Source organism: Microbacterium sp. X-17, assembly GCF_039615055.1.
In genome coordinates this window covers 70,767-95,593 of sequence record NZ_JBDHNI010000001.1, presented here as the reverse complement: position 1 = coordinate 95,593, position 24,827 = coordinate 70,767, and the positions used below count along the sequence as shown (strand labels likewise).

Annotated in this window: 19 protein-coding genes and 1 pseudogene; 8 read left to right on the top strand and 12 right to left on the bottom strand. The window is 71.8% G+C overall.

What is annotated here, in order from left to right; translation table 11 throughout:
- Positions 1–2 precede the first annotated feature (2 nt).
- Complete coding sequence (locus ABCS02_RS00450) at positions 3–386, bottom strand: phage holin family protein (RefSeq protein ID WP_345833640.1); 384 nt, start codon at positions 384–386, stop codon at positions 3–5.
- Between the two features lie 96 nt (positions 387–482).
- On the opposite strand from ABCS02_RS00450, the gene ABCS02_RS00445 reads away from it, so the two are divergent.
- Complete coding sequence (locus ABCS02_RS00445) at positions 483–1,583, top strand: trypsin-like peptidase domain-containing protein (RefSeq protein WP_345833639.1); 1,101 nt, start codon at positions 483–485, stop codon at positions 1,581–1,583.
- Between the two features lie 69 nt (positions 1,584–1,652).
- On the opposite strand, the pseudogene ABCS02_RS00440 reads toward ABCS02_RS00445, so the two are convergent.
- Positions 1,653–2,408 (bottom strand): annotated as a pseudogene (locus ABCS02_RS00440) (IclR family transcriptional regulator); the annotation flags it as partial.
- A gap of 81 nt (positions 2,409–2,489) precedes the next feature.
- On the opposite strand from ABCS02_RS00440, the gene hutH reads away from it, so the two are divergent.
- The 3 genes from hutH (at position 2,490) to hutI (ending at position 7,009) form a co-directional block, all read left to right on the top strand.
- Positions 2,490–4,079: a histidine ammonia-lyase gene (hutH, locus tag ABCS02_RS00435; RefSeq protein WP_345833638.1), complete on the top strand. Its 1,590-nt coding sequence runs from the start codon at positions 2,490–2,492 to the stop codon at positions 4,077–4,079.
- A 93-nt stretch (positions 4,080–4,172) separates the two neighbouring features.
- Positions 4,173–5,849, top strand: a complete 1,677-nt coding sequence (gene hutU, locus ABCS02_RS00430; RefSeq protein ID WP_345833637.1) for a urocanate hydratase — start codon at positions 4,173–4,175, stop codon at positions 5,847–5,849.
- The gene (gene hutI / locus ABCS02_RS00425) at positions 5,849–7,009 is read left to right on the top strand and encodes an imidazolonepropionase (protein ID WP_345833636.1); all 1,161 of its coding nucleotides are present in this window, start codon (positions 5,849–5,851) and stop codon (positions 7,007–7,009) included. The genes hutU and hutI overlap by 1 nt, the downstream gene beginning before the upstream one ends.
- Positions 7,010–7,077: 68 nt before the next feature.
- Here hutI and ABCS02_RS00420 read toward each other — a convergent pair whose 3' ends face one another.
- The 3 genes from ABCS02_RS00420 to ABCS02_RS00410 all read right to left on the bottom strand — a co-directional run bounded on the left by ABCS02_RS00420 (position 7,078) and on the right by ABCS02_RS00410 (position 12,325).
- Positions 7,078–7,974, bottom strand: a complete 897-nt coding sequence (locus ABCS02_RS00420; protein WP_345833635.1) for an agmatinase family protein — start codon at positions 7,972–7,974, stop codon at positions 7,078–7,080.
- A gap of 187 nt (positions 7,975–8,161) precedes the next feature.
- Positions 8,162–11,533 carry an efflux RND transporter permease subunit gene (locus tag ABCS02_RS00415; protein ID WP_345833634.1) on the bottom strand — a complete coding sequence of 1,124 codons (3,372 nt, stop codon included), beginning with the start codon at positions 11,531–11,533 and terminating at the stop codon, positions 8,162–8,164.
- A gap of 144 nt (positions 11,534–11,677) precedes the next feature.
- Positions 11,678–12,325: a TetR family transcriptional regulator gene (locus tag ABCS02_RS00410; RefSeq protein WP_345833633.1), complete on the bottom strand. Its 648-nt coding sequence runs from the start codon at positions 12,323–12,325 to the stop codon at positions 11,678–11,680.
- A gap of 90 nt (positions 12,326–12,415) precedes the next feature.
- On the opposite strand from ABCS02_RS00410, the gene ABCS02_RS00405 reads away from it, so the two are divergent.
- Positions 12,416–13,354: an SDR family oxidoreductase gene (locus ABCS02_RS00405; protein WP_345833632.1), complete on the top strand. Its 939-nt coding sequence runs from the start codon at positions 12,416–12,418 to the stop codon at positions 13,352–13,354.
- Between the two features lie 42 nt (positions 13,355–13,396).
- On the opposite strand, the gene ABCS02_RS00400 is transcribed toward ABCS02_RS00405, so the two are convergent.
- On the bottom strand, positions 13,397–14,893 hold the full coding sequence (locus ABCS02_RS00400; RefSeq protein WP_345833631.1) for a PLP-dependent aminotransferase family protein: 1,497 nt from the start codon (positions 14,891–14,893) through the stop codon (positions 13,397–13,399).
- A gap of 63 nt (positions 14,894–14,956) precedes the next feature.
- Here ABCS02_RS00400 and ABCS02_RS00395 point away from each other — a divergent pair, with 63 nt between their 5' ends.
- Positions 14,957–15,859 (top strand): membrane protein, encoded by a 903-nt coding sequence (locus ABCS02_RS00395; protein ID WP_345833630.1) that lies wholly within the window; start codon positions 14,957–14,959, stop codon positions 15,857–15,859.
- A 75-nt stretch (positions 15,860–15,934) separates the two neighbouring features.
- On the opposite strand, the gene ABCS02_RS00390 is transcribed toward ABCS02_RS00395, so the two are convergent.
- A complete protein-coding gene (locus tag ABCS02_RS00390) occupies positions 15,935–16,696 on the bottom strand; it encodes a MerR family transcriptional regulator (protein WP_345835153.1) in 762 nt (253 codons plus the stop codon).
- Positions 16,697–16,794: 98 nt separating this feature from the next.
- Between ABCS02_RS00390 and ABCS02_RS00385 the strand changes: the two genes are divergently transcribed.
- On the top strand, positions 16,795–17,511 hold the full coding sequence (locus ABCS02_RS00385) for an MBL fold metallo-hydrolase (protein ID WP_345833629.1): 717 nt from the start codon (positions 16,795–16,797) through the stop codon (positions 17,509–17,511).
- 6 nt (positions 17,512–17,517) lie between these two features.
- On the opposite strand, the gene ABCS02_RS00380 is transcribed toward ABCS02_RS00385, so the two are convergent.
- The 5 genes from ABCS02_RS00380 to ABCS02_RS00360 form a co-directional block, all read right to left on the bottom strand.
- The gene (locus tag ABCS02_RS00380; RefSeq protein ID WP_345835152.1) at positions 17,518–19,668 is read right to left on the bottom strand and encodes an APC family permease; all 2,151 of its coding nucleotides are present in this window, start codon (positions 19,666–19,668) and stop codon (positions 17,518–17,520) included.
- Between the two features lie 249 nt (positions 19,669–19,917).
- Complete coding sequence (locus tag ABCS02_RS00375) at positions 19,918–20,547, bottom strand: PadR family transcriptional regulator (protein ID WP_345833628.1); 630 nt, start codon at positions 20,545–20,547, stop codon at positions 19,918–19,920.
- Positions 20,544–21,371, bottom strand: coding sequence for a DUF4097 family beta strand repeat-containing protein (locus tag ABCS02_RS00370; protein WP_345833627.1), 828 nt, complete (start codon positions 21,369–21,371; stop codon positions 20,544–20,546). Before ABCS02_RS00370 ends, ABCS02_RS00375 begins: the two co-directional genes overlap by 4 nt.
- A 138-nt stretch (positions 21,372–21,509) precedes the next feature.
- Positions 21,510–22,118, bottom strand: coding sequence for an antibiotic biosynthesis monooxygenase (locus tag ABCS02_RS00365; RefSeq protein WP_345833626.1), 609 nt, complete (start codon positions 22,116–22,118; stop codon positions 21,510–21,512).
- Between the two features lie 52 nt (positions 22,119–22,170).
- Positions 22,171–23,208, bottom strand: coding sequence for a LacI family DNA-binding transcriptional regulator (locus tag ABCS02_RS00360; RefSeq protein WP_345833625.1), 1,038 nt, complete (start codon positions 23,206–23,208; stop codon positions 22,171–22,173).
- Between the two features lie 363 nt (positions 23,209–23,571).
- Between ABCS02_RS00360 and ABCS02_RS00355 the strand changes: the two genes are divergently transcribed.
- Positions 23,572–24,825, top strand: coding sequence for an extracellular solute-binding protein (locus ABCS02_RS00355; RefSeq protein WP_345833624.1), 1,254 nt, complete (start codon positions 23,572–23,574; stop codon positions 24,823–24,825).
- The last annotated feature ends 2 nt before the right edge of the window (positions 24,826–24,827 follow it).

Below are 24,827 nucleotides of genomic sequence, written 5' to 3'. Positions count from 1 at the left end.
CCTCAGGTGCGCTGCGCCACCTTCTTCTTGAGAAAGATCAGCGGCAGCAGCCAGCCGCCGAGCGCCGTCACGACCCAGACGACGAGCGCGGCCAGGATCCAGGTCAGGACGTCGTCCACCCGGATGCCGCCCGGCAGCAGCGAGGCGACCAGCAGCGCGACGAGCGTCGACACGAGTCCGATCCCGCCGAGCAGCGCGGACGCGTACTTCCGGGCGAGATTGAAGATGAAAGGCGCCAGGATGCTCTGCGCCACCGCGAACACCAGCACGGCGACCAGGAAGCCCTCCCAGTCGAGGTGGAACCCGGGAAGCACCCAGGAGGCCACCAGCAGGCCCAGTGCCGCGGTGACCACGAAGATCGCCGCACGGATCAGGAATCTCACCATGCCCGAAGGGTAGCGGCCTCCCGAGCGGGCGAGAACACCCCTTCTCGCCGCCGCATCGGGCCGCTAGCCTGGCGCCACCGTCCAGGAGGGGGCACCGTGACCGAACAAGAGACCACCCCCGAGCGGAAGCCGACCCGTCAGCCGAGGCCGACCCTGCGGGGCTGGACGATCGCACTCCTCGTCCTGGGCTGCGCACTCGTCCTCATCGCCGGCGGGACGATCGCCGGAGCCTTCGCGTTCGCCGCGATCTCGGCCGGCCGCAGCGGCACCTGCGACGCCGCCCGGGTCGCGGACGACGTGCTCCCGAGCGTGGTCACCATCGCCGTCACGGGCCCGCGCGGGTCGAGCAACGGCAGCGGCGAGATCATCACGGAGGACGGCTACATCCTCACCAACAACCACGTCATCTCGGACGCGGCGTCCGGCGCGAAGCTCGCGGTGCGGTTCAGCGACGGCCACGAGCTCCCCGCCGAGCTCACCGGCCGCGACCCGAAGACCGACCTGGCCGTCATCAAGGTGAAGGACGACGAGCCGCTGCCGGTCATCGCGACGGGCGACTCGGGCTCGCTCGGCGTCGGTCAGCCCGTGGTCGCGCTCGGCGCCCCGCTCGGCCTCTCCTCGACCGTGACGGCCGGCATCGTCAGCGCGCTGGGGCGGACCGTCCCCGTGCCGAGCGACGACGACAGGAACGCCATCCTGGCCGGGGCCATCCAGACCGACGCGTCGATCAACCCGGGCAACTCGGGAGGCGCGCTCGTCGACTGCGCCGGCCGCCTCGTCGGCGTCCCCACGGCGATCGCGACCGTTCCCGGCTCCAACGGCCAGGCGAGCACCGGCAGCGTCGGGATCGGATTCGCCGTGCCGGAGTCGCTGGCCCTGCCGATCGCGCACGAGCTGATCGCGCACGGCGAGGTCACGCATCCGGACGCCGGGCTCATCGTGGTGCCGATCCCGCCTGCCGCGGCGGCCGCGTTCGGGGTGGACGGCGGGCTATTCGTGCAGTCGGTGGTCTCCGGCGGCCCCGCGCAGCAGGCCGGCCTCCGGGTCGGCGACGTGGTCACCGCCGTGAACGGGAACCCGGCCACCGACATCGACGTGCTCACCGCCATCCAGGTCACCAGCAAGCCCGGCGACGAGGTCACGGTCGACTACCTCCGCGACGGCACATCCCACTCCACCACCGTCACCCTCCAATAGCCATCGACACGTGACTTGGCGCGTGAAGCGGCACGGGTATGCCCGCGCCTTGCCACGTCTCGGGGGTTGGGCGCCGCGGATGCGGCGGGAGAGCTCGGCGGCGGCGTCGCGGACGCGGTCGGCGAGGGTGTCCCAGTCGGCGGGCGGGATGTTCTCGCGGGGGAAGGTGACGGCGATCCCGGCGGCCGGCCAGCCGGCGTGGTCGCGCACCGACACGGCGACGGAGGCGAAGCCGGGCGTCACGTCGCCGTCCTCGGTGGCGTAGCCGCGCTCGCGCGCCTCCGCGACCAACCGGCGCAGCTCGGCGTACGAGTGCGGGCCGGCGCCGGTGCGGTCCTCGAACGCGTCGGCGTCCGGGTACAGCGCCCGCAGCTGCCCGGCGGGGAGCGAGGCCAGCAGCGCGCGGCCGCTTGCCGTCAGGTGCGCGGGGAGGCGGACGCCCACGTCGGTGACGAGGCGCGGCCTCCGGGGCGCCCGCTCCTCCACGATGTAGACGACGTCCCTGCCGTGGAGCACCGCGACGTGGCCGGACTCCCCGATCGCGTCCACGAGCGCGGCGACGATGGGCCGGCCGAGCCGGCTGAGCGGCTGCTGGCGGGAGAACCCGCTCGACAGCTCGTAGGCGGCGACGCCGAGCCCATAGCGCCGCGCCTCCGGGAAGTGCAGCACGAAGCCGTGCTCGGTCAGCACGGTCAGCAGGTGGTAGACGGTCGAGCGCGGGAGGCCGAGGGCGGAGGCGATCCCGGCGGCGGGCACGGGGCCGCGCTGCGTGGCGAGGTAGGCGAGGACGCGCAGGGTGTTCTCCGCCGCGGGGACCTTGCTCATGGACGCTCCTGTCTGGTATCCCGGACACCGATGAGCCTAACCCCCGGGCGCGCCGGACGGCCTCCGGCGCATGATCGGAGCATGTCCGCCTTCACCACCGGTTCCACCCCCGCAACCACCTCCCGCGCCGACGCCGGCGCCGCAACCGTCACCGTCGGCGCGCGCCCGCTCACCATCGCCGAGGTCGTCGCGGTGGCCCGGCACGACGCGCCTGTGCGACTCGACGTCGCCGCGCTCGACGCCGTGCAGGCCTCCCGCGCCATCATCGAAGCGCTCGCCGACGACGTCGAGCCGCACTACGGGATCTCCACCGGCTTCGGCGCGCTGGCCACCACGTTCATCCCCGAGGAGCGCCGCGCGCAGCTGCAGGCCTCCCTCGTCCGCTCGCACGCGGCCGGGTCGGGGCCGGAGGTCGAGCGCGAGGTCGTCCGCGCCCTCATGCTGCTGCGCCTGGCGACGCTGATGACCGGCCGCACCGGCGCCCAGCGCCGCACGGTCGAGACCTACGCCGCGCTGCTCAACGCGGGGATCACCCCGCTCGTGCGCGAGTACGGCTCGCTCGGCTGCTCGGGCGACCTCGCGCCGCTGGCGCACTGCGCGCTCGCCGCGATGGGCGAGGGCCAGGTGCGCGTCGACGGACGGCTCGTGGAGGCCGCCGACGCGCTCGCGGATGCCGGCATCGAGCCCGTGGTGCTCGCCGAGAAGGAGGGCCTCGCGCTCATCAACGGCACCGACGGGATGCTCGGGATGCTCTCGCTCGCGCTGCACGACCTCGCCGCCCTGCTCACCACGGCCGACATCACCGCGGCGATGAGCGTGGAGGCGCTGCTCGGCACCGACGCCGTGTTCGCGGCGGACCTCCAGCAGCTGCGTCCGCAGGCCGGCCAGGCGGTCTCCGCCGCCAACCTGCGCGCGCTGCTCGCGGACTCCCCGCTCGTGGCCAGCCACAAGGGTCCTGAGTGCACGCGCGTGCAGGACGCCTACTCTCTGCGCTGCTCGCCGCAGGTGAACGGCGGCGCCCGCGACACCGTGGCCCACGCGACGATGATCGCCGAGCGCGAGCTGGCCTCCGCGATCGACAACCCGGTGCTCACCCCGGACGGGCGCGTGGAGTCCAACGGCAACTTCCACGGCGCGCCCGTCGCGTACGTGCTCGACTTCCTCGCGATCGTGGTCGCTGACGTGGCGAGCATGTCGGAGCGGCGGACCGACCGGTTCCTCGACCCGGCGCGCAACCAGGGGCTGCCGCCGTTCCTCGCGCACGAGGTGGGCGTGGACTCCGGCCTGATGATCGCGCAGTACACGGCGGCCGGGATCGTGTCGGAGCTCAAGCGCCTGGCCGTGCCCGCGTCGGCGGACAGCATCCCGTCGTCCGCGATGCAGGAGGATCACGTCTCGATGGGCTGGGCGGCCGCCCGCAAGCTGCGTCGCGCGATCGACGGCCTGACCCGGGTGCTCGCGATCGAGCTGATGACCGCCTCCCGCGGAGCCGACCTTCGCGCCCCGCTGCGCCAGGGCCCGGCGACCGGCGCCGTGACGGAGGCGCTGCGCGCGACCGTCCCGGGACCCGGCCCGGACCGCCACCTCTCCCCCGAGATCGAGGCCGCCGTCGCTTTCGTCGCCTCCGGCGCCGCCGTCGCAGCCGCCTCCGCCACCACCCCCCTCCACTAACCCCTCCATCTCTCCCGGAGTTATGTACGCGACACGCCGAGGCGAGGCGTACACAACTCCGGAACGGATGGTCACCAACGTAAGGAGCACGACATGCAGGGATCGCGACCGGTTAGGGCGCCGCGGGGAACGTCGCTCAGCGCCAAGAGCTGGCAGACCGAGGCGCCGCTGCGCATGCTGATGAACAACCTCGACCCGGAGGTGGCCGAGCGGCCCGACGACCTGGTCGTCTACGGCGGCACCGGCCGCGCCGCGCGGAGCTGGGAGGCGTTCGACGCGATCGTCGCCACCCTCCGCGACCTGGAGGCCGACGAGACGCTGCTCGTCCAGTCCGGCAAGCCGGTCGGCGTGTTCCGCACGCATGAGTGGGCGCCGCGCGTGCTCATCGCCAACTCCAACCTGGTCGGCGACTGGGCGACGTGGCCCGAGTTCCGCCGCCTGGAGGCGCTGGGTCTCACCATGTACGGCCAGATGACCGCCGGCTCCTGGATCTACATCGGCTCGCAGGGCATCCTGCAGGGCACGTATGAGACGTTCGCGGCCGTGGGCGACAAGCGGTTCGGCGGCTCGCTCGCCGGCACCCTCACCCTCACCGGCGGCTGCGGCGGCATGGGCGGCGCGCAGCCTCTGGCGGTCACCCTCAACGGCGGCGCCGTCCTCATCGTCGATGTCGACCGCTCCCGCCTGCAGCGCCGCGTCGACCACGGCTACCTGGACGAGCTCACCGACGACCTCGACGACGCCATCGCCCGCGTCACCGCCGCCAAGGATGAGCGCCGCGCCCTCTCGGTCGGCCTGGTCGGCAACGCCGCCACGGTCTTCCCCGAGCTGCTGCGCCGCGGCGTACCGATCGACATCGTCACCGACCAGACCAGCGCGCACGACCCGCTCAGCTACCTCCCCGAGGGCGTCACGGTCGAGGAGTGGCACGACCGCGCCGCCGCCGACCCCGAGGCGTTCACCATCGCGGCGCGCCTGTCGATGGCGAGGCAGGTGGAGGCCATGGTCGGCTTCCTCGACGCCGGCGCCGAGGTCTTCGACTACGGCAACTCCATCCGCACGGAGGCCCAGCTCGGCGGCTACGACCGCGCGTTCGCCTTCCCCGGCTTCGTGCCCGCCTACATCCGGCCGCAGTTCGAAGAGGGCCGCGGCCCATTCCGCTGGGCGGCGCTCTCGGGCGACCCGGCGGACATCGCCGCGACCGACCGCGCGATCCTGGAGCTGTTCCCCGACGACGACAAGCTGCGCCGCTGGATCACCCAGGCCGGCGAGAAGGTGCACTTCGAGGGCCTCCCCGCCCGGATCTGCTGGCTCGGCTACAAGGAGCGCCACCTCGCCGGGCTGAAGTTCAACGAGATGGTCGCCTCCGGCGAGCTCTCCGCCCCGATCGTGATCGGCCGCGACCACCTCGACTCCGGCTCGGTGGCCTCCCCCTACCGGGAGACCGAGTCGATGAAGGACGGCTCGGACGCGATCGCCGACTGGCCGCTGCTCAACGCGCTGCTCAACACCGCCTCCGGCGCGACCTGGGTGTCGCTGCACCACGGCGGCGGCGTCGGGATCGGCCGCAGCATCCACGCCGGCCAGGTGGTCGTCGCGGACGGCACCCCGCTCGCCGCGCAGAAGATCGAGCGCGTGCTCACCAACGACCCGGGCACCGGCGTGATGCGGCACGTGGATGCCGGATACGAGCACGCGGCGGAGGTCGCGCGGGAGCGCGGCCTGCGCATCCCGATGGCCGAGGCGAGCGCCTCGGGACCGGTCGCCTGATGTCCCGCGCGACGCTGCTGACCGGGATCGGCGAACTCGTCACCCTGGATCCCGCCCACCCCGGACCGCTCGGCATCCTCCCCGACGCGGCCCTGCTGGAGGTGGACGGGCGGGTCGAGTGGACCGGTCCCGCGTCGGCGGCGCCGCGCGGAGACGCCGACGAGGTCGTGGACGCGGGCGGCGCGGCCGTGATCCCCGGTTTCGTCGACAGCCACACGCACCTCGTCTTCGGCGGCGACCGCTCGGCGGAGTTCGAGGCGCGGATGGCCGGCCGGCCGTATTCCGCCGGCGGCATACGGAGCACTGTCGCGGCGACGAGGGCGGCCTCCGACGAGGAATTGCGCCGCCGCCTGGCCGGTTTCGTTCGTGAGCTGCACGCGCAGGGCACCACGACCTTCGAGATCAAGAGCGGCTACGGACTGACCGTGGAGGACGAGGCACGCATCCTGCGGCTGGCCCGCGAGGTCACGCAGGAGACCACATTCCTCGGCGCGCATGTGGTGCCCGCCGAGTACGCCTCCGACCCCGAGGCGTACGTGGACCTGGTCACCGGCCCGATGCTGGACGCCTGCGCGCCGTACTCCCGCTGGGTCGACGTGTTCTGCGAGACCGGCGCGTTCAGCGTGCCGCAGTCCCGGCGCATCCTGGAGGCCGGCGCCGCCCGCGGACTCGGCGTGCGCGTCCACGCGAGCCAGCTCGGCCCGGGCGACGGCGTCGCGCTGGCCGTCGAACTGGACGCCGCGAGCGTCGACCACGGCACCTACCTCACCGACCGCGACGTGTCGCTGCTCGCCGGCTCGCGGACGGTCGCGACCCTGCTGCCCGGCGTCGAGTTCTCCACCAGGCACCCGTACCCGGACGCTCGCCGCCTCATCGACGCCGGCGTGCGCGTGGCGCTGGCGAGCGACTGCAACCCCGGCTCGTCGTTCACGTCATCCATGCCGTTCTGCATCGCGGTCGCGGTGCGCGACATGGGGATGACGGTGGCGGAGGCGCTGCGGGCCGCGACCCTCGGCGGCGCGGAGGCGCTGCGCCGGGAGGACGTCGGGCACCTGCGCCCAGGAGCGCGGGCGGACTACGTCGTGCTCGACGCGCCCTCGTACGTGCACCTCGCCTACCGGCCGGGGGTGCCGCTGGTGGCTCGCACGCACGTCGCCTGAGGCTCTTTCGTGCCGAATGGCTGCTTTCGCGGCGTGAATCCCACCATTCGGGCCAAATCAGCGGGCGCTCAGCGCGAGGCCAGCCCCGCCGCCGCCTCCAGGACCAGCAGCGCCGCGAGCCGCACCGTCCGCTGGTCGGGTGCGTCAGCGGTTGCATCGACCTCCGCGATGTCGATGGAACGGACCCGGGAGTCCGCACCGGCGAGCCGCGCGAACCTCCGCAGCTCCCACGCAGAGAGACCGCCCGGCACCGAGGCAGGACAGCCGGGGGCGACGGAGCGGTCGCACACGTCCACGTCCAGGTCCACGTGGACGGGGCCGCCGGCAGCGCCTGCGACCTCCAACGCCTCGGCCATCACCTCGTCGATCGGGCGGCGGTGGAGGTCGTCGCGCGGGATGACGGTGACCCCGTACTCCTGTGCCCGCAGCGCGTACTCCGCCGAGTTGGCGAAGTCGGCGATGCCGATCTGCACGATCCGGCGGCCGTCGAGTCCCGCCTCCACGAGGCGGCGCACCGGCGATCCGTTGGAGATGCCGTCGCGGAGGTCGTGGTGGGCGTCGAGCGTCACGAGCCCGGCCGTCGGCACGTCGTCGCCCCAGGCGCCGAGCGCGGCCGGGACGGTGAGGGAGTTGTCGCCGCCGACCGCGACGGTCAGGCGCGAGCGCGAGACGGCCTCCCGCACGGCGTCCATCGCCCGGCGCTCGCCCTCGGGGCCGTCCGGCTCCGCCACGTCGCCGGCGTCGGCGAACCGCAGCGCCTCGACCGCCAGCTCGGGAACGTGCAGCGAGTACCGTCGCAGCGCCTCCCGCACCGCGCCCGGCGTCGCGTGCGCGCCGGTCGGGGACAGCGACGTGCGCCAAGTCGGGAGACCGATCATCGCCACATCGACCTGCCTGTCCGGGAGGTCGGCGAGCGACGGCCAGGAACCGGCGCGCGGCCAGCGGGGATCGACGGAGAGGCTCATACCGCGACGCTAGCAACGCCCGCCCGCTCGGGCGCGCGGCGCCCCGCCTCCGCTGTCTGGGATCCCGGACGCGCACCCTCGCCACCGAGTCGAGGGGCACGTAATCGCCCCTAAAAGTGCGGTTTAAGGGCGTTTACGTGCCCCTCGGCGGGATGGTGATGGTGGGTGCGAGGCAAGGCGCACGCGGTCAGAGCTGTCGGCCGCCCGCGGGGGTCGTGAACACGGGCGGCTCCGGCGACTCGCCGTCCGGCGCGCCGCCGGCCGGGCCTTCGGCAGAAGCCGCGCCGCCGCCCTTCGCCGCCCGACGGGCGATGCGACGCTCGCGCGCCCCCTCCACCAGGTTGTAGAGCGTCGGCAGCACCACGAGCGTCAGCACCGTGGACGAGATCAGACCGCCGATCACCACGATGGCGAGTGGCTGGGAGATGAAACCACCATGCCCGGTCACGCCCAGCGCCATCGGCGTCAGCGCGGCGATGGTCGCGAGCGCGGTCATCAGGATCGGCCGCAGACGACGGGACGCACCGTGCACGACCGCGTCGCTGACCGTCAGACCGCGCGCGCGGTACTGGTTGACGAGGTCGATGAGCACGATCGCGTTGGTCACCACGATGCCGATCAGCATCAGCACGCCGATGAGCGACGCCACGCCGAGCGGGATCCCGGAGGCGAGCTGCAGCAGGATGGCGCCGGTCGCCGCGAACGGCACCGAGACCAGCAGGAGCAGCGGCTGCCGCAGCGAGCGGAACGTCGCCACCATGACGATGTAGACGATCAGGATCGCCGCCAGCAGCGCGAGCCCGAGCTGACCGAACGCGCTCGACTGGCTGGACGAGACGCCGCCGATCTTCGCCGTGGCGCCGGCCGGGAGGTCGGCCTTCTTGAGGGCGGCGTTGACGTCCGCGTTGGCGGTGGTCAGGTTGTCGGTGGCCGGCGTGGCCGTGACCGCGGAGGTCCGCAGGCCGCGCTCGGTGGTCACCGTCGACGGGCCCTTGGCCTCGGCGACGGTCGCCACGGAGCTCAGCGGCACGACCCCCTTGGGGGTCGGGATCGGCAGGTCGGACAGTCCGGCGACCGTCGTCGGCGGGTTGTCGCTCTGCAGGTAGATGTTGAGCGTCGAGTTCTCGATCGCGACGGAGCCGATCTGGGTCGGCTGCATCGCCTGCGAGACGAACGTGCCGACCGCGACCTCGCTGAGGCCGGCCTCCGCCGCCTTCGTCCGGTCGACGGCGACCGACACGTAGGGCAGCGACGCGCTCAGGTTGTCGGTGACCTGCTTGAGTGAGTCGTGCTTCTTCAGCTCGGTCACGACCGAGTCCGTCGCCTTCTGGAGGTCGGCGTTGGAGCTCGCGGTGATGTCCACCTCGATGTCGGTCGAGCCGCCGAACCCGCTCGACGCGGACACCGTGATGTCGCCCGCTCCGGTGATCGAGGCCATCTCGTTCTGGATCGTGGTCTGCAGCTTGTCCTGGTCGGCGTTCGCGTCCGTCGTGACCGAGAATGTGGTCGCGCCGCCGCCGCCGGTGAACGCGTCGCGCAGCGACGATCCGCTGGAGCCGATCGACACCTGGACGGTCTTCACGCCGTCGGTGTGCAGGAGCTTGTCCTCCACCTTGCGCGCGGCGTCGTCCTTCGCCTGGAGGCTCGCGCCCGGGTCGAGGGTCTGCGACACGGTCAGCGAGTTCTGGCCGCTGGAGCCGAGGAAGTTGGTCTTGAGCAGCGGGAACGAGAAGAAGGTCAGGACCAGCACGACCACCGCGGCCACGACGGTCAGCACGGAGTGCTTGAGCGTCCAACGGATGATCGGGAGGTAGCCCTTCTGCAGGCGAGACGGGTGCTCGAGCTCGTCATGCCCGGAGGCGGCGGCCTCCGCGACCGAGAGATGGGCGGCCTCGTCGTCGAACTGCTCCCCGCCCTCGTGCTTGCGGGCCTTCGGCGCGCGCAGGAACCAGTACGCGAGCACCGGCACGATCGTCAGCGCGACGAGCAGCGACGAGAGCAGCGCGATGGTGACGGTCAGCGCGAACGGCCGGAACAGCTCGCCCGTGACGTCGCCGACGAACGCCAGCGGCAGGAACACCGCCACGGTCGTGATCGTGGAGGCCGTGATCGCGCCGCCGACCTCCCGCACCGCGCGGATGATCGTGACGGCCCGGTCTACGCCGGGCACGAGTTGCCGTTTGATGTTCTCGATGACGACGATCGAGTCGTCCACGACCCGGCCGATCGCGATGGTCAGCGCGCCGAGGGTGATGATGTTGAGGGTGTAGCCGCTCGCCCACATCACGATGAAGGTGATGAGCACGCTGGTCGGGATGCTGACCACGGTGACGAGGGTGGAGCGCACCGAGAGCAGGAACACCAGGATGACGATGACCGCCATCGCGAGGCCGAGCAGGCCCTCCTCCGCGAGCGAGTTGATCGACTGCGTGATGAACGGCGCCTGGTCGAACACGACGGTGATCGTGGCGTTGTGGCCGAGCTTGGTCTCCAGGCCCGGGATGAGCGCGGACACCGCGTGCGACACCGCGACGGTGTTGGCGGACGGTAGCTTGGTCACCGCGATGGTGAGCGCGGGCTTGCCGTTGACGCGGGAGAGGGAGGTGACCGGGTCGTCGTTCTGCACGACGGTGGCGACGTCGCCGATCGTGTGCGGCGTGGAGTTCGCGGCGGCGGCCGCAGCCGCAGCCGCAGCGGCGGCGGCGGCGGCCTGGCTGGAAGCAGCGCCTCCCGCGGTCGCCCCTCCCGAAGCAGCACCGGCGCCGCCGGTCGCCCCGGTCGCCCCGGTCGCGCCCGACGACGCCGCCGCGCCCGTGGACGACTTGATGAGCGGAAGCGCCTGGATGTCTGCCACCGACGTGAGCTGCGCCCCCGACTGGATGGTGAGCGTCTGGCCGTTCTCGGTGATCGACCCGCCGGGCAGCAGCACGCCGTTCTGCTGCAGGGCGTCCTTGATCGCCGACGCACTCAGTCCCGCCGCTGCGAGCTTGGCGGTGTCCGGCGTGATGGTGATGCGCTGGCCGACCTCGCCGACGAGCTGGGCGTCGTTGACGCCGCTCACGGCCTTGATGTCGGGCAGGGCGAGCTTGGTGATGTCGTCGCCGAGGGTGCGCTGGTCGGTGTCGCTGCTGACCGCGAGCTGGATGACGGGGAGGTCGTCGATGGAGCCGGAGAGCACCTGCGGGTTCACGCCGGACGGCAGCGTCGACTTGATCCGGTTGATGGCCTGGTCGATCTTCTGCTCGGCCGTCGCCAGGTCGGTGCCGTAGGTGAACTTCGCCGTGATGATCGACTGGTTGGTGCTGCTGACCGCGGACGTGGAGTCGAGGTCGGGCACGCCCTGGATGGCGGCCTCCACCGGCGTGCTCACGTCATGGTTGACGACCTCGGGCGACGCGCCGGGGTAGCTCGACAGCACGACCAGCTGCGGGAACGTGATCGACGGCGCGAGCTCCTGCTTGAGGTTGCCGAGCGCGACCCCGCCGAAGATGGCGGCGACGATCGTGACGAGCGCGATGAGGGCGCGGTTCTTCATGCTGAGAACGGCGAGATAGTGCACGGAGGGTCCCCTCGGCGGATGTGATTGAACTGGTGGCGACGACGGAGGCGCTGGAGAAGTCTCTCATTGCAGGCTGTGCAATTTCCTCATGCCGTGGTACGACCTGGGCCCGGCACCGGGGTCCGACGCGTCAGCGCCGGAGCGTCACCTCAGCCCCCGGATCAGCGTCACGAGCAGAGTCTCCAGGCTCTCGCGGAAGTCGATCCGGAAGCGCGCGAGCTCCGGGTCGAGCTCGTAGGCCTCGGCCATGCCGGGCGAGAGCCGACACGTCGACCAGATGCCGCCGATCCCGAGGGTCACCGCACCGACGAAGACGAGCGTGCCGCGGGGGTCGTCGCCGATCCACGGCGCCGCCAGCGCGCCGAGCCGGGCCGCGTCCGCCAGCAGCGCGCGCTTGTAGGCGAGCGCGACGGGACCGGAGATGTTGTGCTCCAGGATGCCGGGCGCGGACGCGCACAATTCCGCGAAGACGGGACGTGCGGCTGCGGTGTCCGCCACGGCGGCCGCAAGGGACTCGGGCGCGCGGTCGGCGGTGGCGGCCAGTCGCTCCTCCAGAGCGTCGAGCCAGGCCGCGAACTCGCGGCCGTAGAGCTCCAGCAGCACGGCCTCCCGCGACTCGAAGTACCGGAGGACGTTCGACTTCGCGAGCCCCACACGGCGGGCGAGCTCGTTGAGGCTGAGGTCGGCGACACGCGTGTCCGCCAGCATGGCCGCGGCCGCCGTGAGGATGTCCTCTCTGCGCCGCGCGCGCTGCTCCTCGCTGCGCGCCCGGCTGAACGTCGCCTGAGACATCACCCTCCCTCTTGCTAACAGACCGGTGGTCTATTACTGTGATCCGTAACAGACCATCGGTTCATTATTTCACGACCCGCGGAGGAAATCGTGTACAACGTCCCCGACCAGACCGGACGCCACATCGTCGTCACCGGCGCCAACAGCGGCACCGGCAAGGAGGCCACCGCCCGGCTCGCCGCCGCGGGCGCCCGTGTGACCATGGCCGTGCGCAACCTGGAGAAGGGCGAGGCCGCGCGCGCCGAGCTCCTGGAGCGCGTGCCCGGCGCCGATCTCCGGCTGCGCCGCATCGACCTCGCGGACCTCGGCAGCGTGCGCGCCTTCGCCGACGGGATGCTGGCCGACGGCGAGCAGCTCGACACGCTCGTCAACAACGCCGGCGTGATGATCCCGCCGAAGCGGATCGAGACGGTCGACGGGTACGAGCTGCAGTTTCAGAGCAACTTCCTCGGGCCGTTCCTGCTGACGAACCTGCTGCTGCCGCGCCTCCTGGAGTCGCCGAAGCCGCGGGTGGCGACGATGTCGAGCGGGACGGCCGACTTCGGGTCGATCCACTTCCGCGACCTCCAGTTCGAGCGGCGCTACAGCGCCCCGCGCGCCTACGCGCAGTCCAAGCTGGCCGACCTCCTGATGACGCTGCGCCTCGCCGAGCTCTCCGAGGAGCGGGGCTGGGGCCTGCTCAGCACGGCGGCGCACCCCGGCTACACGCGCACCAACCTGCAGACCGCGGGCCGCAACCTCGCCCGCGAGGACGGGAAGCAGCTCCAGCCGTCCAGCCGAACGCTCCTCCCCTCGCAGGGCGTGGAGCAGGGGGCCGAGCCGCTGCTGTTCGCCGCCGCCGACCCCGGCGCGGTGCAGGGCGCGTACTACGGGCCGTCGCGGATGGCGCTGGTGGGGCCGACGCACCGGGCGCGGCTGCCGCGGAGTGCGCGTGGCCGCGACCTCCCCGCGTCGCTGTGGGCGGTGGCTGCGGAGCTGACGGGTGTGGATGCGCAGACCACGTTGGGGAGCGCCGCCGCGTCGAAGTAGCGGGCGGGCAGGCTCCAACCACGCTGGGCGGTGGCTTTCCCCTCAGACCACGTTAGGCAGCGCCCCCGCGTCGAAGTAGGGCGCAGGCTCCGCAGACGCCACCGCCCACGCCCGCTCCAGCGCCGCGAACGCCCGCCGCGTCTCGTCCTCGCTGTACGTGATCGGCACGCGCAGGAACCGCTCGAACGCCCCGTCCAGTCCGAACCGCGGTCCGGCGGCGATGAGGAGGCCGTGGTTGCGCGCGGCGAGCGCCAGCGACGAGCTGACCGGCGCGCCGATCCCGATCCAGGCCGCGAGGCCGCCGTGCAGGCGGGGGATGCGCCACTCGGGGAAGACCTCGCCCGCCAACCGGCGCACGGTCTCCCGGCCTGCGGCGAGCTGCACGCGGCGCTCCTCGAGGATCTCGGCCGTCTGCGGCAGCATCCGCGCGACGACGAGCTGCTCGATCATGGGCGTGCCGAGGTCGGTGGACGGCTTGGCCGCGATCAGCCGCTGGATCAGCGGTCGCTCGGCGCGGATCCAGCCGATCCGGAGGCCACCCCAAAGGCTCTTGGAGGCCGAGCCGATGAGCAGCACGGGCGGGTCCCCCGCGTTGCGGTGGGCGTAGGTCGGCAGCGGCAGGTACTCGCCGGGCCGGTCGATGTCGAGGTCGGCCGTCGTCTCGTCGCCGACCACGACCGTCCCGTGCGCGGCCGCGGCGGCGAGGATGCGCTCCCGGGTCGCCGGCGACATGGACGCGCCGGTCGGGTTGTGGAAGTCCGGGATCAGGTATGCGAGCGCAGGGCTTGCCCGCCGGATCGCCTGCTCGGCGGCGTCGGCGTCCCAGCCGTCGTCCTCGGCGGGCTCCCGGCCGTCCGGGCCGAGGGCGTGCGGGGCGTCGTCCGGCGGCGTGACCGTGATCGGGAGGAGGCGCGCGCCGGCCAGTCGCAGGGCCTCCGTCGCGTGCGGATAGGTCGGCATCTCGACGAGCGCGCGGTCGCCGCGCGACAGGAAGGTGCGGGCGATGAGCGCGATGGCCTGCTGCGCGCCGACCGTCACGAGCACCTGGTCGGCCGTGGTCGGGAGGCCGCGCTCGGCGTAGCGGTCCGCGATGGCCTGGCGGAGGTGCGGCAGGCCGACCGGGTCGTAGCCGGAGTCGGGGAGGAAGTGCGGCAGCTCCTCGGCGGCGGCGCGCGCGGCGGCGGGGAGGGAGGCCGCGGCGGGCAGCGCAGCCTTGGTGAAGTCGAGCATCCCCTCGCCGCCGGTCATCGGCAAGGCCAGCGCCGGGCCGGGGAGGCGCGCGACGCTGCCGGAGCCGCGCACGCTGTCGAGGAAGCCGCCCTCCCGGAGCTGCCGGTAGGCCGCGCTGACCGTGGTGCGGCTCAGGTCCAGCCGGCCGGCGAGGTCGCGCTCGGCGGGGAGGCGGGTGCCGATCGGGATGCGGCCGTCCAGCACGAGCAAGCGGACGCGGTCGGCGAGCGACTGGTAGCAGGGAGCCGCGCCGCGCCAGTCGCCGAGCAGCGATTCGAGCGAGCGGGCCGAGAGTTGAGCGTCGGGCATGCGGGCCACTTTATCCGGATTGGCATCTTGATGTAAGGCCAATCGAGCGATTGGATTATCACCATGCCCCGTTTCCTCCTCACCCGGCGCCTCGGCCAGCTCCTGGTCGGGCTGTTCCTCTACGGCATCGCGATCGCGCTGATGGTGCGCGCGGGGATCGGCGTCTCGCCGTGGGACGTGCTGGCGCAGGGCGTCTCGTACAAGACGGGCATCCCGTTCGGGCTGGTGACCAACCTGGTCGGGCTGGTCGTGCTGGCCTTCTGGATCCCGCTGCGGCAGCGGCCGGGGCTCGGGACGGTGCTCAACGTCCTCCTGGTCGGGCCGAGCGCACAGCTCGGGCTCTGGATCATCCCGCAGCAGACGGTGCTGTGGGCGCAGGTTCTGGTGTTCGCGGCCGGGCTGCTGCTGCTCGCCGTCGCCACCGGCCTCTACATCGGGCCGAAGCTGGGCCCGGGGCCGCGCGACGGCCTGATGACCGGCCTCCACGCCCGCACCGGCCGGCCGATCTGGGCCGTGCGGACCGCGATCGAGGTCACCGTGCTCATCATCGGCTGGTTCCTCGGCGGCAACGTCGGCGTCGGGACGCTCGCGTTCGCGCTGCTCGTCGGGCCGCTGTGCAGCCTCACCCTCCCGTTCTTCGCCATCCGGCTGCCGGAGCCCGCGCCCGCGGACGCCGAGCTGGAGGGCGAGCTCGAAGGCACGGCGGAGCAGGGCCCCGGCCTCCGCGGCGAGGGTGCGGACGAGCGGGATGCCGTCCGTTTCGACGTGCGAGACGGCATCCTGCTCGAATCCGATGCGGCGACGCGCTCGCGCTCGGTCGATCGCGCGGCCTCCCCGCTGGTGCGCGGCCCCCAACCCGACCGCGCCCCGGCCGGGCCGCCGGCCCCGCGGCGCCCCTCCCGCCTCATCGAGGCCCACTGGCTCGACGACCGCCTCACCGGCCGAACCCGCACCCGCCGCGCGTAGCAAGCAATCTCTCCCGGAGTTGTGTACGCAACACGCCGGGTGCGAACGTACACAACTCCGGAAACGATTGCTGGGTTACGCGAGGTGGGCCGCGGCGTAGACGCGGAGGGCGTCGCGCACGAAGGTGGCGCCCTCGGCGCCGCCGTAGTTGGCGGCGAAGCGCGGGTCGGCGACGTACATGTCGCCGAGCCCGGTCAGGTACGCGGCCGGCGGGGCGCCCGTGCCGTAGCCGGGCGTGCCCGGGATGTCGGCCAGCCAGTCCGCGTGCCGGCGGGCGAGCGCCTGCGCCTCCTCCGACGCCGGGTCGACCCCGCGCGCGGCGGCGGCCGTCCAGTCGGCGGCGAGCGCCTTCTGCCGCTGCTGCCAGCCGGCGCGCTCCTCGGCGGTCATCCCGCGCCACCAGCGGTCGGACGACGCGTACGCCTCCTTACCCCAGCGCTGCTCGACCTCCTCCTTGTACTGGGTGTGGTCGAAGCCGTCGAACATCTCCTCAGCCACGATCTCCCCTCCTTCCTCCACTGCGTGGATCGTCGACTCGACCGACGCGATCTGCCGCGCCAGCCGTTCCCGCTCGCTGCGCAGCCACGTCAGGTGGTCGCGCAGCGCGGGGACCGCATCCCGCCTGTCGTCGAGCACGCGGGCGATGGCCGGGAGGCCGAGCCCGAGGTCCCGCAGCAGGAGGATGCGCTGCAGCCGCACGAGGGAGTCGCGGTCGTAGTGGCGGTAGCCGTTCGCGGCGACGCGGCTCGGCGGGAGCAGGCCGAGCTCGTCGTAGTGACGCAACGTCCTGCTCGTCGTGCCGGCGATGCGCGCGATGTCCTGGATACTCCAGTCCACGGTCGCCTCCACCATGTCCGTCTCCTCTCGTGGGTGCAGAAACCACGGTAAAGGTTGACGTTACGTCAAGGTCAAGTGCGGCGCGATACATTCGTGATGTGCGCACGATCCGCTCCCTGACCACTGTCGCCCCGGGCATCCTCTTCGCCGAGGGCCCGGCCTCCAACTGGACCGTCTTCCACGGGCGCGGGCACGTCGAGCTGGTGGACTGCGGCTACCCGGCCGACCGCCCGCTGGTCGAGGAGTCGATCCGCGCCACAGAGCTGGACGTGGAGGCGCTCAAGCGCATCATCGTCACGCACGGGCACTCCGACCACCTCGGCGCGGCGCGCGCGTACAGCGAGGGCTCCGGGGTGGAGGTCCTGGCAGCCGCCAGCGAACTCCCGAACGTCCGCCGCGAGGTCACCGAGCAGGTCACCGTCGCCGACCTGATGCCCGTCGCCCTCCGCCGCGGCACCATCCCTTGGGCCGTCGCGGCCATCCGGGCGGGCGGCCTCGGCGACGTCGGGGTCCCGTCCGCGCAGGCGATCACAGCCGACGTGATCGCGCTGTCGACCGGCCACCGGCTGGAGGTGCTGCCCACGCCCGGCCACACGTCGGGGCATGCCTGCTTCTTCGAGCCGGACGCCGACGTGTTGATCACGGGCGACGCGCTCGTGACCGGGCACGCGCTGCTCAACGACGCCGGGGAGCTGCAACAGCTGCCGACGTTCTTCCATCACGACGCCGACGGGGCGGAGGCGAGCGCGCGGCGGCTCAGCCTGTGCGACGCGCGCTGGGTGCTGCCGGGCCACGGACCGGCGCTGCGGCTGTAGCGGGCGCTACCGCTTCGCCTTGACCGGCGCTTCCGTGCCCTGCGACGTCCGCTCGTCGGCGGCCACCGGCGGCACCGCCAGCTCCCCCGGCGCCGCGAACTCGCTCTCCGCGAGCGTGATCGGCGTGTTGTGGATGTGGATGCGCGCACGCGCCGCCGACGCCGGCGCCAGCGGACGCCGCGCGACCGGGCGCACCGGCTCGCCGCGACGGTCCTGACCGGGCAGCGGGCGCGACCGGCGGCCGTAGATCAGCGACGACGAGTCCAGCAGCCACGGAACGAGCGCCACGGTGACGCCGTGACACAGCATGAGCTGCTTGCTCAGCCGCCGGGCGCGGTGGTTGTGCAGCAGCGACTCCCACCAGTGGCCGACGATGTACTGCGGCAGGTAGACCGTCACGACCTCGGAGCCGTGCTCCTCGCGGCGGTGCTTCAGGTACTTCATCACCGGGACGCCGAAGTCGCGGTACGGGGAGTCGATGACGGTGAGCGGCACATGGATGTTCTGCTCGATCCACTGCCGCTGCAGCTTCTCGGTCGCCTCCTCCTCGATGGAGACGTGCACGGCCTCGATCGAGTCGTGGCGGGCGGCGATCGCGTAGTCCAGCGCCTTGAGGGCCGGCTTCTGCATCTTGCCGATCAGCACCACGGCGTGGTCTCCGACGCTGCCGAAGGTCGTGACCGGGTCGACCTCGATCTCCTTCTCGACATCCCGGTAGTACCGGTTCACGCCCAGCATCAGGAACCAGAGGATCGGCATGAAGATGAAGACGAGGTACGCGCCGTGCGTGAACTTCGTGATGGTGACCACGATGAGCACGACGAAGGTCAGCGTCGCGCCGAAGGCGTTGATGCAGAGCGAGCGGACGATGCTGCTGCGCTCGCGCTGGCTCAGCACGGCATTGCCATCCTTGCCGCTGCCGCGCAGCATCGTGACCCAGTGCTTCACCATCCCGGACTGGCCGAGGGTGAACGACACGAACACGCCGATGATGTAGAGCTGGATCAGCTGCGTCAGGTTCGCCTGGTAGACGAGCAGCAGGACCGTCGCGGCGAGCGCCAGCAGGATCATGCCGTTCGAGTAGACCAGGCGGTCGCCCCGGGTGTTCAGCGCCTTCGGGGCGTAGGAGTCACGGGCGAGCACCGAGCCGAGCAGCGGGAAGCCGTTGAACGCCGTGTTCGCGGCGAGCAGCAGCACGACCGCGGTCGCCGCCTGCACGATGAAGAAGAAGAAGGTGTTGTTGCCGAACGTCGCCGCGGCGATCTGCGCGATGAGCGAGCGCTGCGGGGAGGTCGCGCACTGCGCCCAGCCCTGGAGGTCGCACGGGTTCTCCGCATAGTGCACGCCGCTGATCAGCGCCGTGACGGTGAGGCCGGCGAACAGGACGATCGCGATGCCGCCCATCAGCGCGAGCGTGGTGCGCGCGTTGCGGATCTTGGGGGTGCGGAAGGCGGGCACGCCGTTGGCGACGGCCTCCACACCGGTCAGGGCGGAGCAGCCGCTGGAGAACGCGCGCAGGAGCAGCAGCACCATCGCGGCCTGCGTGATGCTGCTGGAGTGCACGGTGAAGCCGGCCGACTCGGCGACCGGCGCGTGGCCGAACGCGGTGCGGACCAGCGCCGTGACGACCATGACGAAGATGCTGCCGATGAAGATATAGGTGGGGAGCGCGAACGCCTTGCTCGACTCCCGCACGCCGCGGAGGTTGACCGCGACGAGGATGATCACGCAGACCACGGCGAGCTCCACCCGCCACGATGCGAGGAACGGCAGCGCCGAGATCACGTTGTCGACGCCGGAGGCGACCGACACGGCGACGGTCAGCACGTAGTCGACCAGGAGGGCGGAGGCCACGACCAGTCCGGCCTTCTCGCCGAGGTTCTTGTGCGCCACCTCGTAGTCGCCGCCTCCCGAGGGGTAGGCCTTGACGAGCTGGCGGTAGCTGAGCACCACCGTGATCATCAGGACGACGACGGCCGCCGCGACCCAGGGGGCGAAGGTCAGGAACGACAGGCCGCCGAGCAGCAGGATCATCAGGAGTTCCTGCGGAGCGTACGCGACGCTGGAGAGTGCGTCTGACGCGAAGATCGGGAGCGCGAGGTGCTTCGGGAGTAGCTGTCCTTCGAGCTTTTCGCTCGGAAGCGGGTCGCCGATCAGCCACCGCTTCGGGGATCTCCCCTCATTTGTCACGAGGGACGAGAATACTCGCTGCCAAAACGCTGTCAAATCGGCGCGTCGCGTCAGCGCCGGAAGGCGATTCCGCGAACACTGGGTTCGCACCTCCCGGAGCATCCGTTGCCGCGGATTCTCGCGGGAGTCGGCTCGTCATCGGCCTCACTGGGAGCGAGATGAGCATGAGCTGGGACTTTCTGGAATTCTTTCCGAAAACCGCTCTCACCGGCTGGTTCAGCCGCGGCCGATCGCCTCGACGATCGCGCGCCGCACGCGGGTCAGCTCCTCCTTGAGGAGGGGCACGACGTTCTCCGGGAGTGCGCCGCGGGCGGCCTGCGTGCGCAGGTCGGTGCGGAGCTGCTGGCGGAACTCGTTGATCGCGACCTCCGCCTCCCGCGCCGCGGCGTTGGCGGCCGCGCGGGCGTCGCGGCCCGCCTCGCGCGCCTGCTGCCGCGGGTCGACCCGCGTCGCGTCGCGCTTGGCCTCCCGCGCCGCCGAGGCCAGCTCGGCGCGCAGGGTGCGCATGGCGTCGTTCACGCCGGCGCGGACCTCGTCGGCGAGCCGGCGGACGGAGTCGGTGACCTCGTCCTCGATCGCGTCCAGCTCGGGCTCGCGGGCGGCGAGCTCGGCGCGGCCGGCGTCGGTGATCGCGTAGACGGTCTTGCGGCCGTCGGTCGTCTTGGTGACCAGCCCCTCCTCCTCCAGCTTCGCGAGCCGGGGGTAGATGGTGCCGGCGCTCGGCACGTAGGTGCCGCCGAAGCGGTCGCTCAGCGCCTGGATCAGCTCGTAGCCGTGGCGCGGCGCCTCGGCCAGGAGGCTCAGCAGGTAGAGGCGGAGGCTGCCGTGCGCGAAGACGGGGGTCACGCCGACGCCTCCTCCTGGGCCGCGGAGCTGCGGAGCACCGAGACGGCGCCGGAGACCGAGTTGACGGTGATGTCGACCCAGTAGCCGTCGAGGCTGCCGGTGGTCGCCGCGTACCCCTTTCCAGCGGAGCCGACGACCATCACGTTGTCGAGCTGGACCCGGCCGGACACGGTGTTGGCGCGGTAGCGGGCGCCGAGGGCCTCCGGGATGCGGATGGTCGTGTCGCCCGAGACGGTGTTGATCTGCACCTCGTCCGGGGTGCCGGAGAGGTCCACCATGATGTCGGCCGAGACGCCGTCGGCACTGAACCGCGGGATCGTGCCGGTGGCGGTGATGTCCCCCGACACCGTGTGCGCGGTGATCCGCCCGGTGTGCCCGCGGGCCGAGAGCTCGCCGCTGACGGAGTTGAGCTCCAGGGCGCCTTCGAGGCCGTCGATGACGACGTCCCCGGAGACGGTGCTGAGCCGCGCGTCGGTCTTCAGGCCGGAGACGAGGGCGCCGGCGGAGACCACGCCGAACTTGAGCGCGACATCCCGCGGCACCAGCACGCTGACATCGGCGCGGGCGCTGGACCGCATCGACTTGAACACGTCGATGAAGTTGTCCCAGCGCAGCTGCGGGTGATCGATCTCCAGGCGGTCGCCGTCGATGCTGACCTTGAGGTCACGGCCGGACACCGAGTGGACCTCCACCCGCGCTCCCGGCTCGTCGTGGCCGATGATGTCGATCTGGCCGCCCAGCAGCCCGACCTTGAGGGAGCGGACCAGCTCCACGTCGATCGTGCGGCTCTCGCCGGGCTGGATGAGCCACTTCTCCTGTGCCATGCTCTCGCGCTCCTTGCTTCGGTGACTCGCGATATATCGCGATGTTGACGTATTCACGATATATCGCGAGTTGGACGAGCGCAAGCGCCCGGGACGAATCTCAGGGTCACCTCAGGGACATCCCGGACCCTGCCGCGGTCAGCGGCGCGGGCGGGCGAGCCAGGGGTGCAGAAGGCGCGTGACGAACGGGAGCAGGTAGTACGTCATGGTCGGCGTGAGCAGGAGGGTCGTGATGAGGACCGTGGCGAGCGGCCAGAGCTGGTGCCAGCCGGGCACCAGATAGAAGGTGAAGTAGGTGAAGGCCAGCGAGAGCGGGAAGAAGCCGAGCCAGATCGTGACGGCCTGCTTCCAGCGCGGCGGGGCGGCGGGGACACCGGGCTCCGGCTCGTCGAACCAGCCCTCGATGCCGGTGCGGCGCTCGACACGGGACACCTCGACCAGCTCGCGGCCCTCGTACAGCCACTCGGCGCGGGCGTCCGAGGACTCCCAGACCTCCAGCGACGCGGCGTCGGCGAAGCGGTACAGCATGTGCCACTCGTGCGAGTGGGCGTTCGCGCGCACCCAACCGGAGCCGAGGAAACCCTCGTAGCCGTTGGCGAGGTTGACCCCCGCCTGGACCCAGTGGGTCACCTCGGGGAGGCGATCGGGGTCGACACGGCGGGTGATGGAGACGGTGACGGGGATGCGCGGTGGGAAGTCCGGGTTCTGCGCTTGTGGCGCGGAGACGTTCGGCTCTTGTGGAGTCATGCGTCCATTGTCGCCGCCGCGGGTTACGACCGCGTTTCGTCGGCGGCGGCGCTCAGCGCGGGGCGAGGAGGGTGCCGCCGTCGCGCACGACGAGCTGGGGCGTCACCAGGCGGTGGCGCGGGTCGTCGACCGACGACCGCGCTCGACCGCCGTGGGCGCCGGTCAGCAGTTCGAGCACGCCCGCTGCCACCTCGTCCAGCGGCTGGCGCACGCTGGAGAAGCCGAGCGACGCGGCGACAGGGGTGTCGTCGTACCCGATCACCGGGATGCGGCCTCCGGTCGCCGTCAGGGCGCCGAGGGCGAGCGAGTCGGAGGCGCAGACGACGGCCTCCACGTCGGCGCGGGCGGCAAGGGTCCGCATGGCCTCCGCGCCGAACGTCACGCCGTCCTCTGAGGCCTCCTCCAGCGTCGCGAGTGTCGCAGCGTCGACCGCGTGCGCCTCCCCCATCGCCTCCAGCCAGCCCGCCCGGCGGTCGTCCCCGGTGCCGGAGCCGGCCGGCCAGCCGAGGTAGCCGATCCGGCGGAGGCCCCGCGCGAGGAAGTGGTCGGTCGCCTCGCGCAGCCCGGAGCGGCCGTCCACGTCCACCCACAGGTGCAGCGGGTCGGTCATGTCGTCGATGCCCCAGGGGCGGCCGAACGTGACGAAGGACTGGCCGTGCTCGATCAGCCACTCCGTGCGGGGGTCGCCGTGGAAGGTGGAGGTCAGCACGAAGGCGTCCACGTCCGCGCCGTCGGAGAGCCTGCGGAACTGCTCGATCTCGTCCTCCGGGCCGTCCGCGGTGAAGAGCAGCACGCGCAGGCCCTTGCGGTCGGCCTGCTCGGTGAGGGCGTGCAAGAAGCGGTCGAGCACGCTGCCCGAGATGCCGTCCCTGGTCATCGGGTCGAGCCGGATGCCGATGGTGGAGCTCTTCTGCGTGCGGAGCCGGCGTGCGGAGGCGTGCGGCCGGTAGCCGAGCGAGCGGATGGCCTCCTCGACGCGCTCGCGGGTCTCCGGGCGGACGATCGCCGGGGTGTTCAGCACGTTGGAGACCGTCTGCCGCGAGACGCCCGCGGCGTCGGCGACGTCGCTGACGGTCGGCTGTGCGCCCATGCTGCTCCTTCCCCGGCGTGCTCCGGCCCGGTCGGAGACGCCGTCTCAGACCTTACCGCTGCTCGTTCGCGCTGGCCCACTGCCCCCGCTTGACACGTGCCGACGGCCGTGACTATGGTGACAGCGTCCCCGTTTGATCGTTCAAAATGCACTGTAGCATCATCGAATTTGATCGTTCAAAGGGGAGTCCCACCGGAACGAGACCACAGGAGGTCGGATGCGCGCAGAGCAGCGGGCGATCCCAGCGCTCCCTCCGCGATGTCCTCCACAGGTCCGCGTCCCACGCGAACGTTCCACGACTTCGGCGACCCCCACCGCGTGAGCCCGGCCGTTCGGGCACACTCACACCAAGGAGAGAAACACATGCGAAGAATCACATCCCGCTGGCTCGCGGGCGGCGCCGTCGCCGCCGCGGCCGCACTCGCCCTCACCGCCTGCGGCTCCGGCTTCGGCGGCAGCGGAAGCGGCAGCAGCGACACCGGCAAGCTGACCTCGTCGAACAAGGCGCTGACGGTCATGATCGGCTCGTCCGGCGACGCCGAGACGGCCGCGGTCAAGTCCGCCGTCGGCGACTGGTCGAAGAGCTCGGGCGCCAAGGCCAGCGTCGTGGCCGCGAGCGACCTCAACCAGCAGCTCGCGCAGGGCTTCGCGGCGAAGAAGCCGGCGGATGTGTTCTACCTCTCGACCGACGCGCTCGCCGGCTACGCCTCCAACGGCTCGCTGCTCGCGTACGGCGACCAGCTCGGCAACAAGAGCGACTTCTACCCGAGCCTGGTCAAGTCCTTCACCTACAACGGCAAGTTCTACTGCGCGCCGAAGGACTTCTCCACGCTTCAGCTCATCATCAACAAGGACATGTGGAGCGCCGCCGGCCTCACCGACAGCGACATCCCCAAGACCTGGGACCAGCTGGAGGCCGTCTCCAAGAAGCTCACCGGCAACGGCCACGTCGGCCTCGGCATCTCGGGTGAGTACGCTCGCATCGGCTCCTTCATGGTCCAGGCAGGCGGCAACCTGATGAACGACGACAGCACCAAGGCGACCGCGAACAGCGACGCCAACGTCAAGGCGCTCGACTTCGTCAAGACGATGCTGAACGCGGGCGACCTCAAGTACGCCAAGACCCTCGGCGCGGGCTGGGGCGGCGAGGCGTTCGGCAAGGGCCTGGCCGCGATGACCATCGAGGGCAACTGGATCACCGGCGCCATGAAGTCGGACTACCCGAACATCAAGTACCAGGTCGCCGAGCTGCCGGCCGGCCCCGCCGGTCAGGGCACCCTCCAGTTCACCAACTGCTGGGGCATCGCCGCCGACAGCCCCAACCAGGCCGCCGCGCTCAAGCTCGTCGAGAAGCTGACCAGCAAGAGCGACCAGCTCGCCTTCTCCCAGGCCTTCGGCCCGATGCCGTCCATCAAGTCCGCCGCGAGCGAGTGGAAGTCGGCCAACCCCGACCTGGTGCCGTTCCTCAACGCCGCCGACTACGCCAAGGGCGTGCCGACCGCCAAGGGCGCGGCCGACGTCGTGACCGACCTCAACAGCAAGCTGGAGACGCTGGCCACGAGCGACCCGAAGACGATCCTCGACGCCACGCAGAAGAACCTCGAAGCGCTGAAGTAAGG

Coding starts and splice junctions, on each gene's coding strand:
- ABCS02_RS00355 (WP_345833624.1), top strand. CDS start 23,572: ATGCGAAGAATCACATCCCGCTGGCTCGCGGGCGGCGCCGTCGCCGCC.
- hutH (WP_345833638.1), top strand. CDS start 2,490: ATGTCCGCCTTCACCACCGGTTCCACCCCCGCAACCACCTCCCGCGCC.
- ABCS02_RS00410 (WP_345833633.1), bottom strand. CDS start 12,325: ATGTCTCAGGCGACGTTCAGCCGGGCGCGCAGCGAGGAGCAGCGCGCG.
- ABCS02_RS00450 (WP_345833640.1), bottom strand. CDS start 386: ATGGTGAGATTCCTGATCCGTGCGGCGATCTTCGTGGTCACCGCGGCA.
- ABCS02_RS00420 (WP_345833635.1), bottom strand. CDS start 7,974: ATGAGCCTCTCCGTCGATCCCCGCTGGCCGCGCGCCGGTTCCTGGCCG.
- ABCS02_RS00360 (WP_345833625.1), bottom strand. CDS start 23,208: ATGGGCGCACAGCCGACCGTCAGCGACGTCGCCGACGCCGCGGGCGTC.
- ABCS02_RS00400 (WP_345833631.1), bottom strand. CDS start 14,893: ATGCCCGACGCTCAACTCTCGGCCCGCTCGCTCGAATCGCTGCTCGGC.
- hutU (WP_345833637.1), top strand. CDS start 4,173: ATGCAGGGATCGCGACCGGTTAGGGCGCCGCGGGGAACGTCGCTCAGC.
- ABCS02_RS00370 (WP_345833627.1), bottom strand. CDS start 21,371: ATGGCACAGGAGAAGTGGCTCATCCAGCCCGGCGAGAGCCGCACGATC.
- ABCS02_RS00365 (WP_345833626.1), bottom strand. CDS start 22,118: ATGACTCCACAAGAGCCGAACGTCTCCGCGCCACAAGCGCAGAACCCG.
- hutI (WP_345833636.1), top strand. CDS start 5,849: ATGTCCCGCGCGACGCTGCTGACCGGGATCGGCGAACTCGTCACCCTG.
- ABCS02_RS00395 (WP_345833630.1), top strand. CDS start 14,957: ATGCCCCGTTTCCTCCTCACCCGGCGCCTCGGCCAGCTCCTGGTCGGG.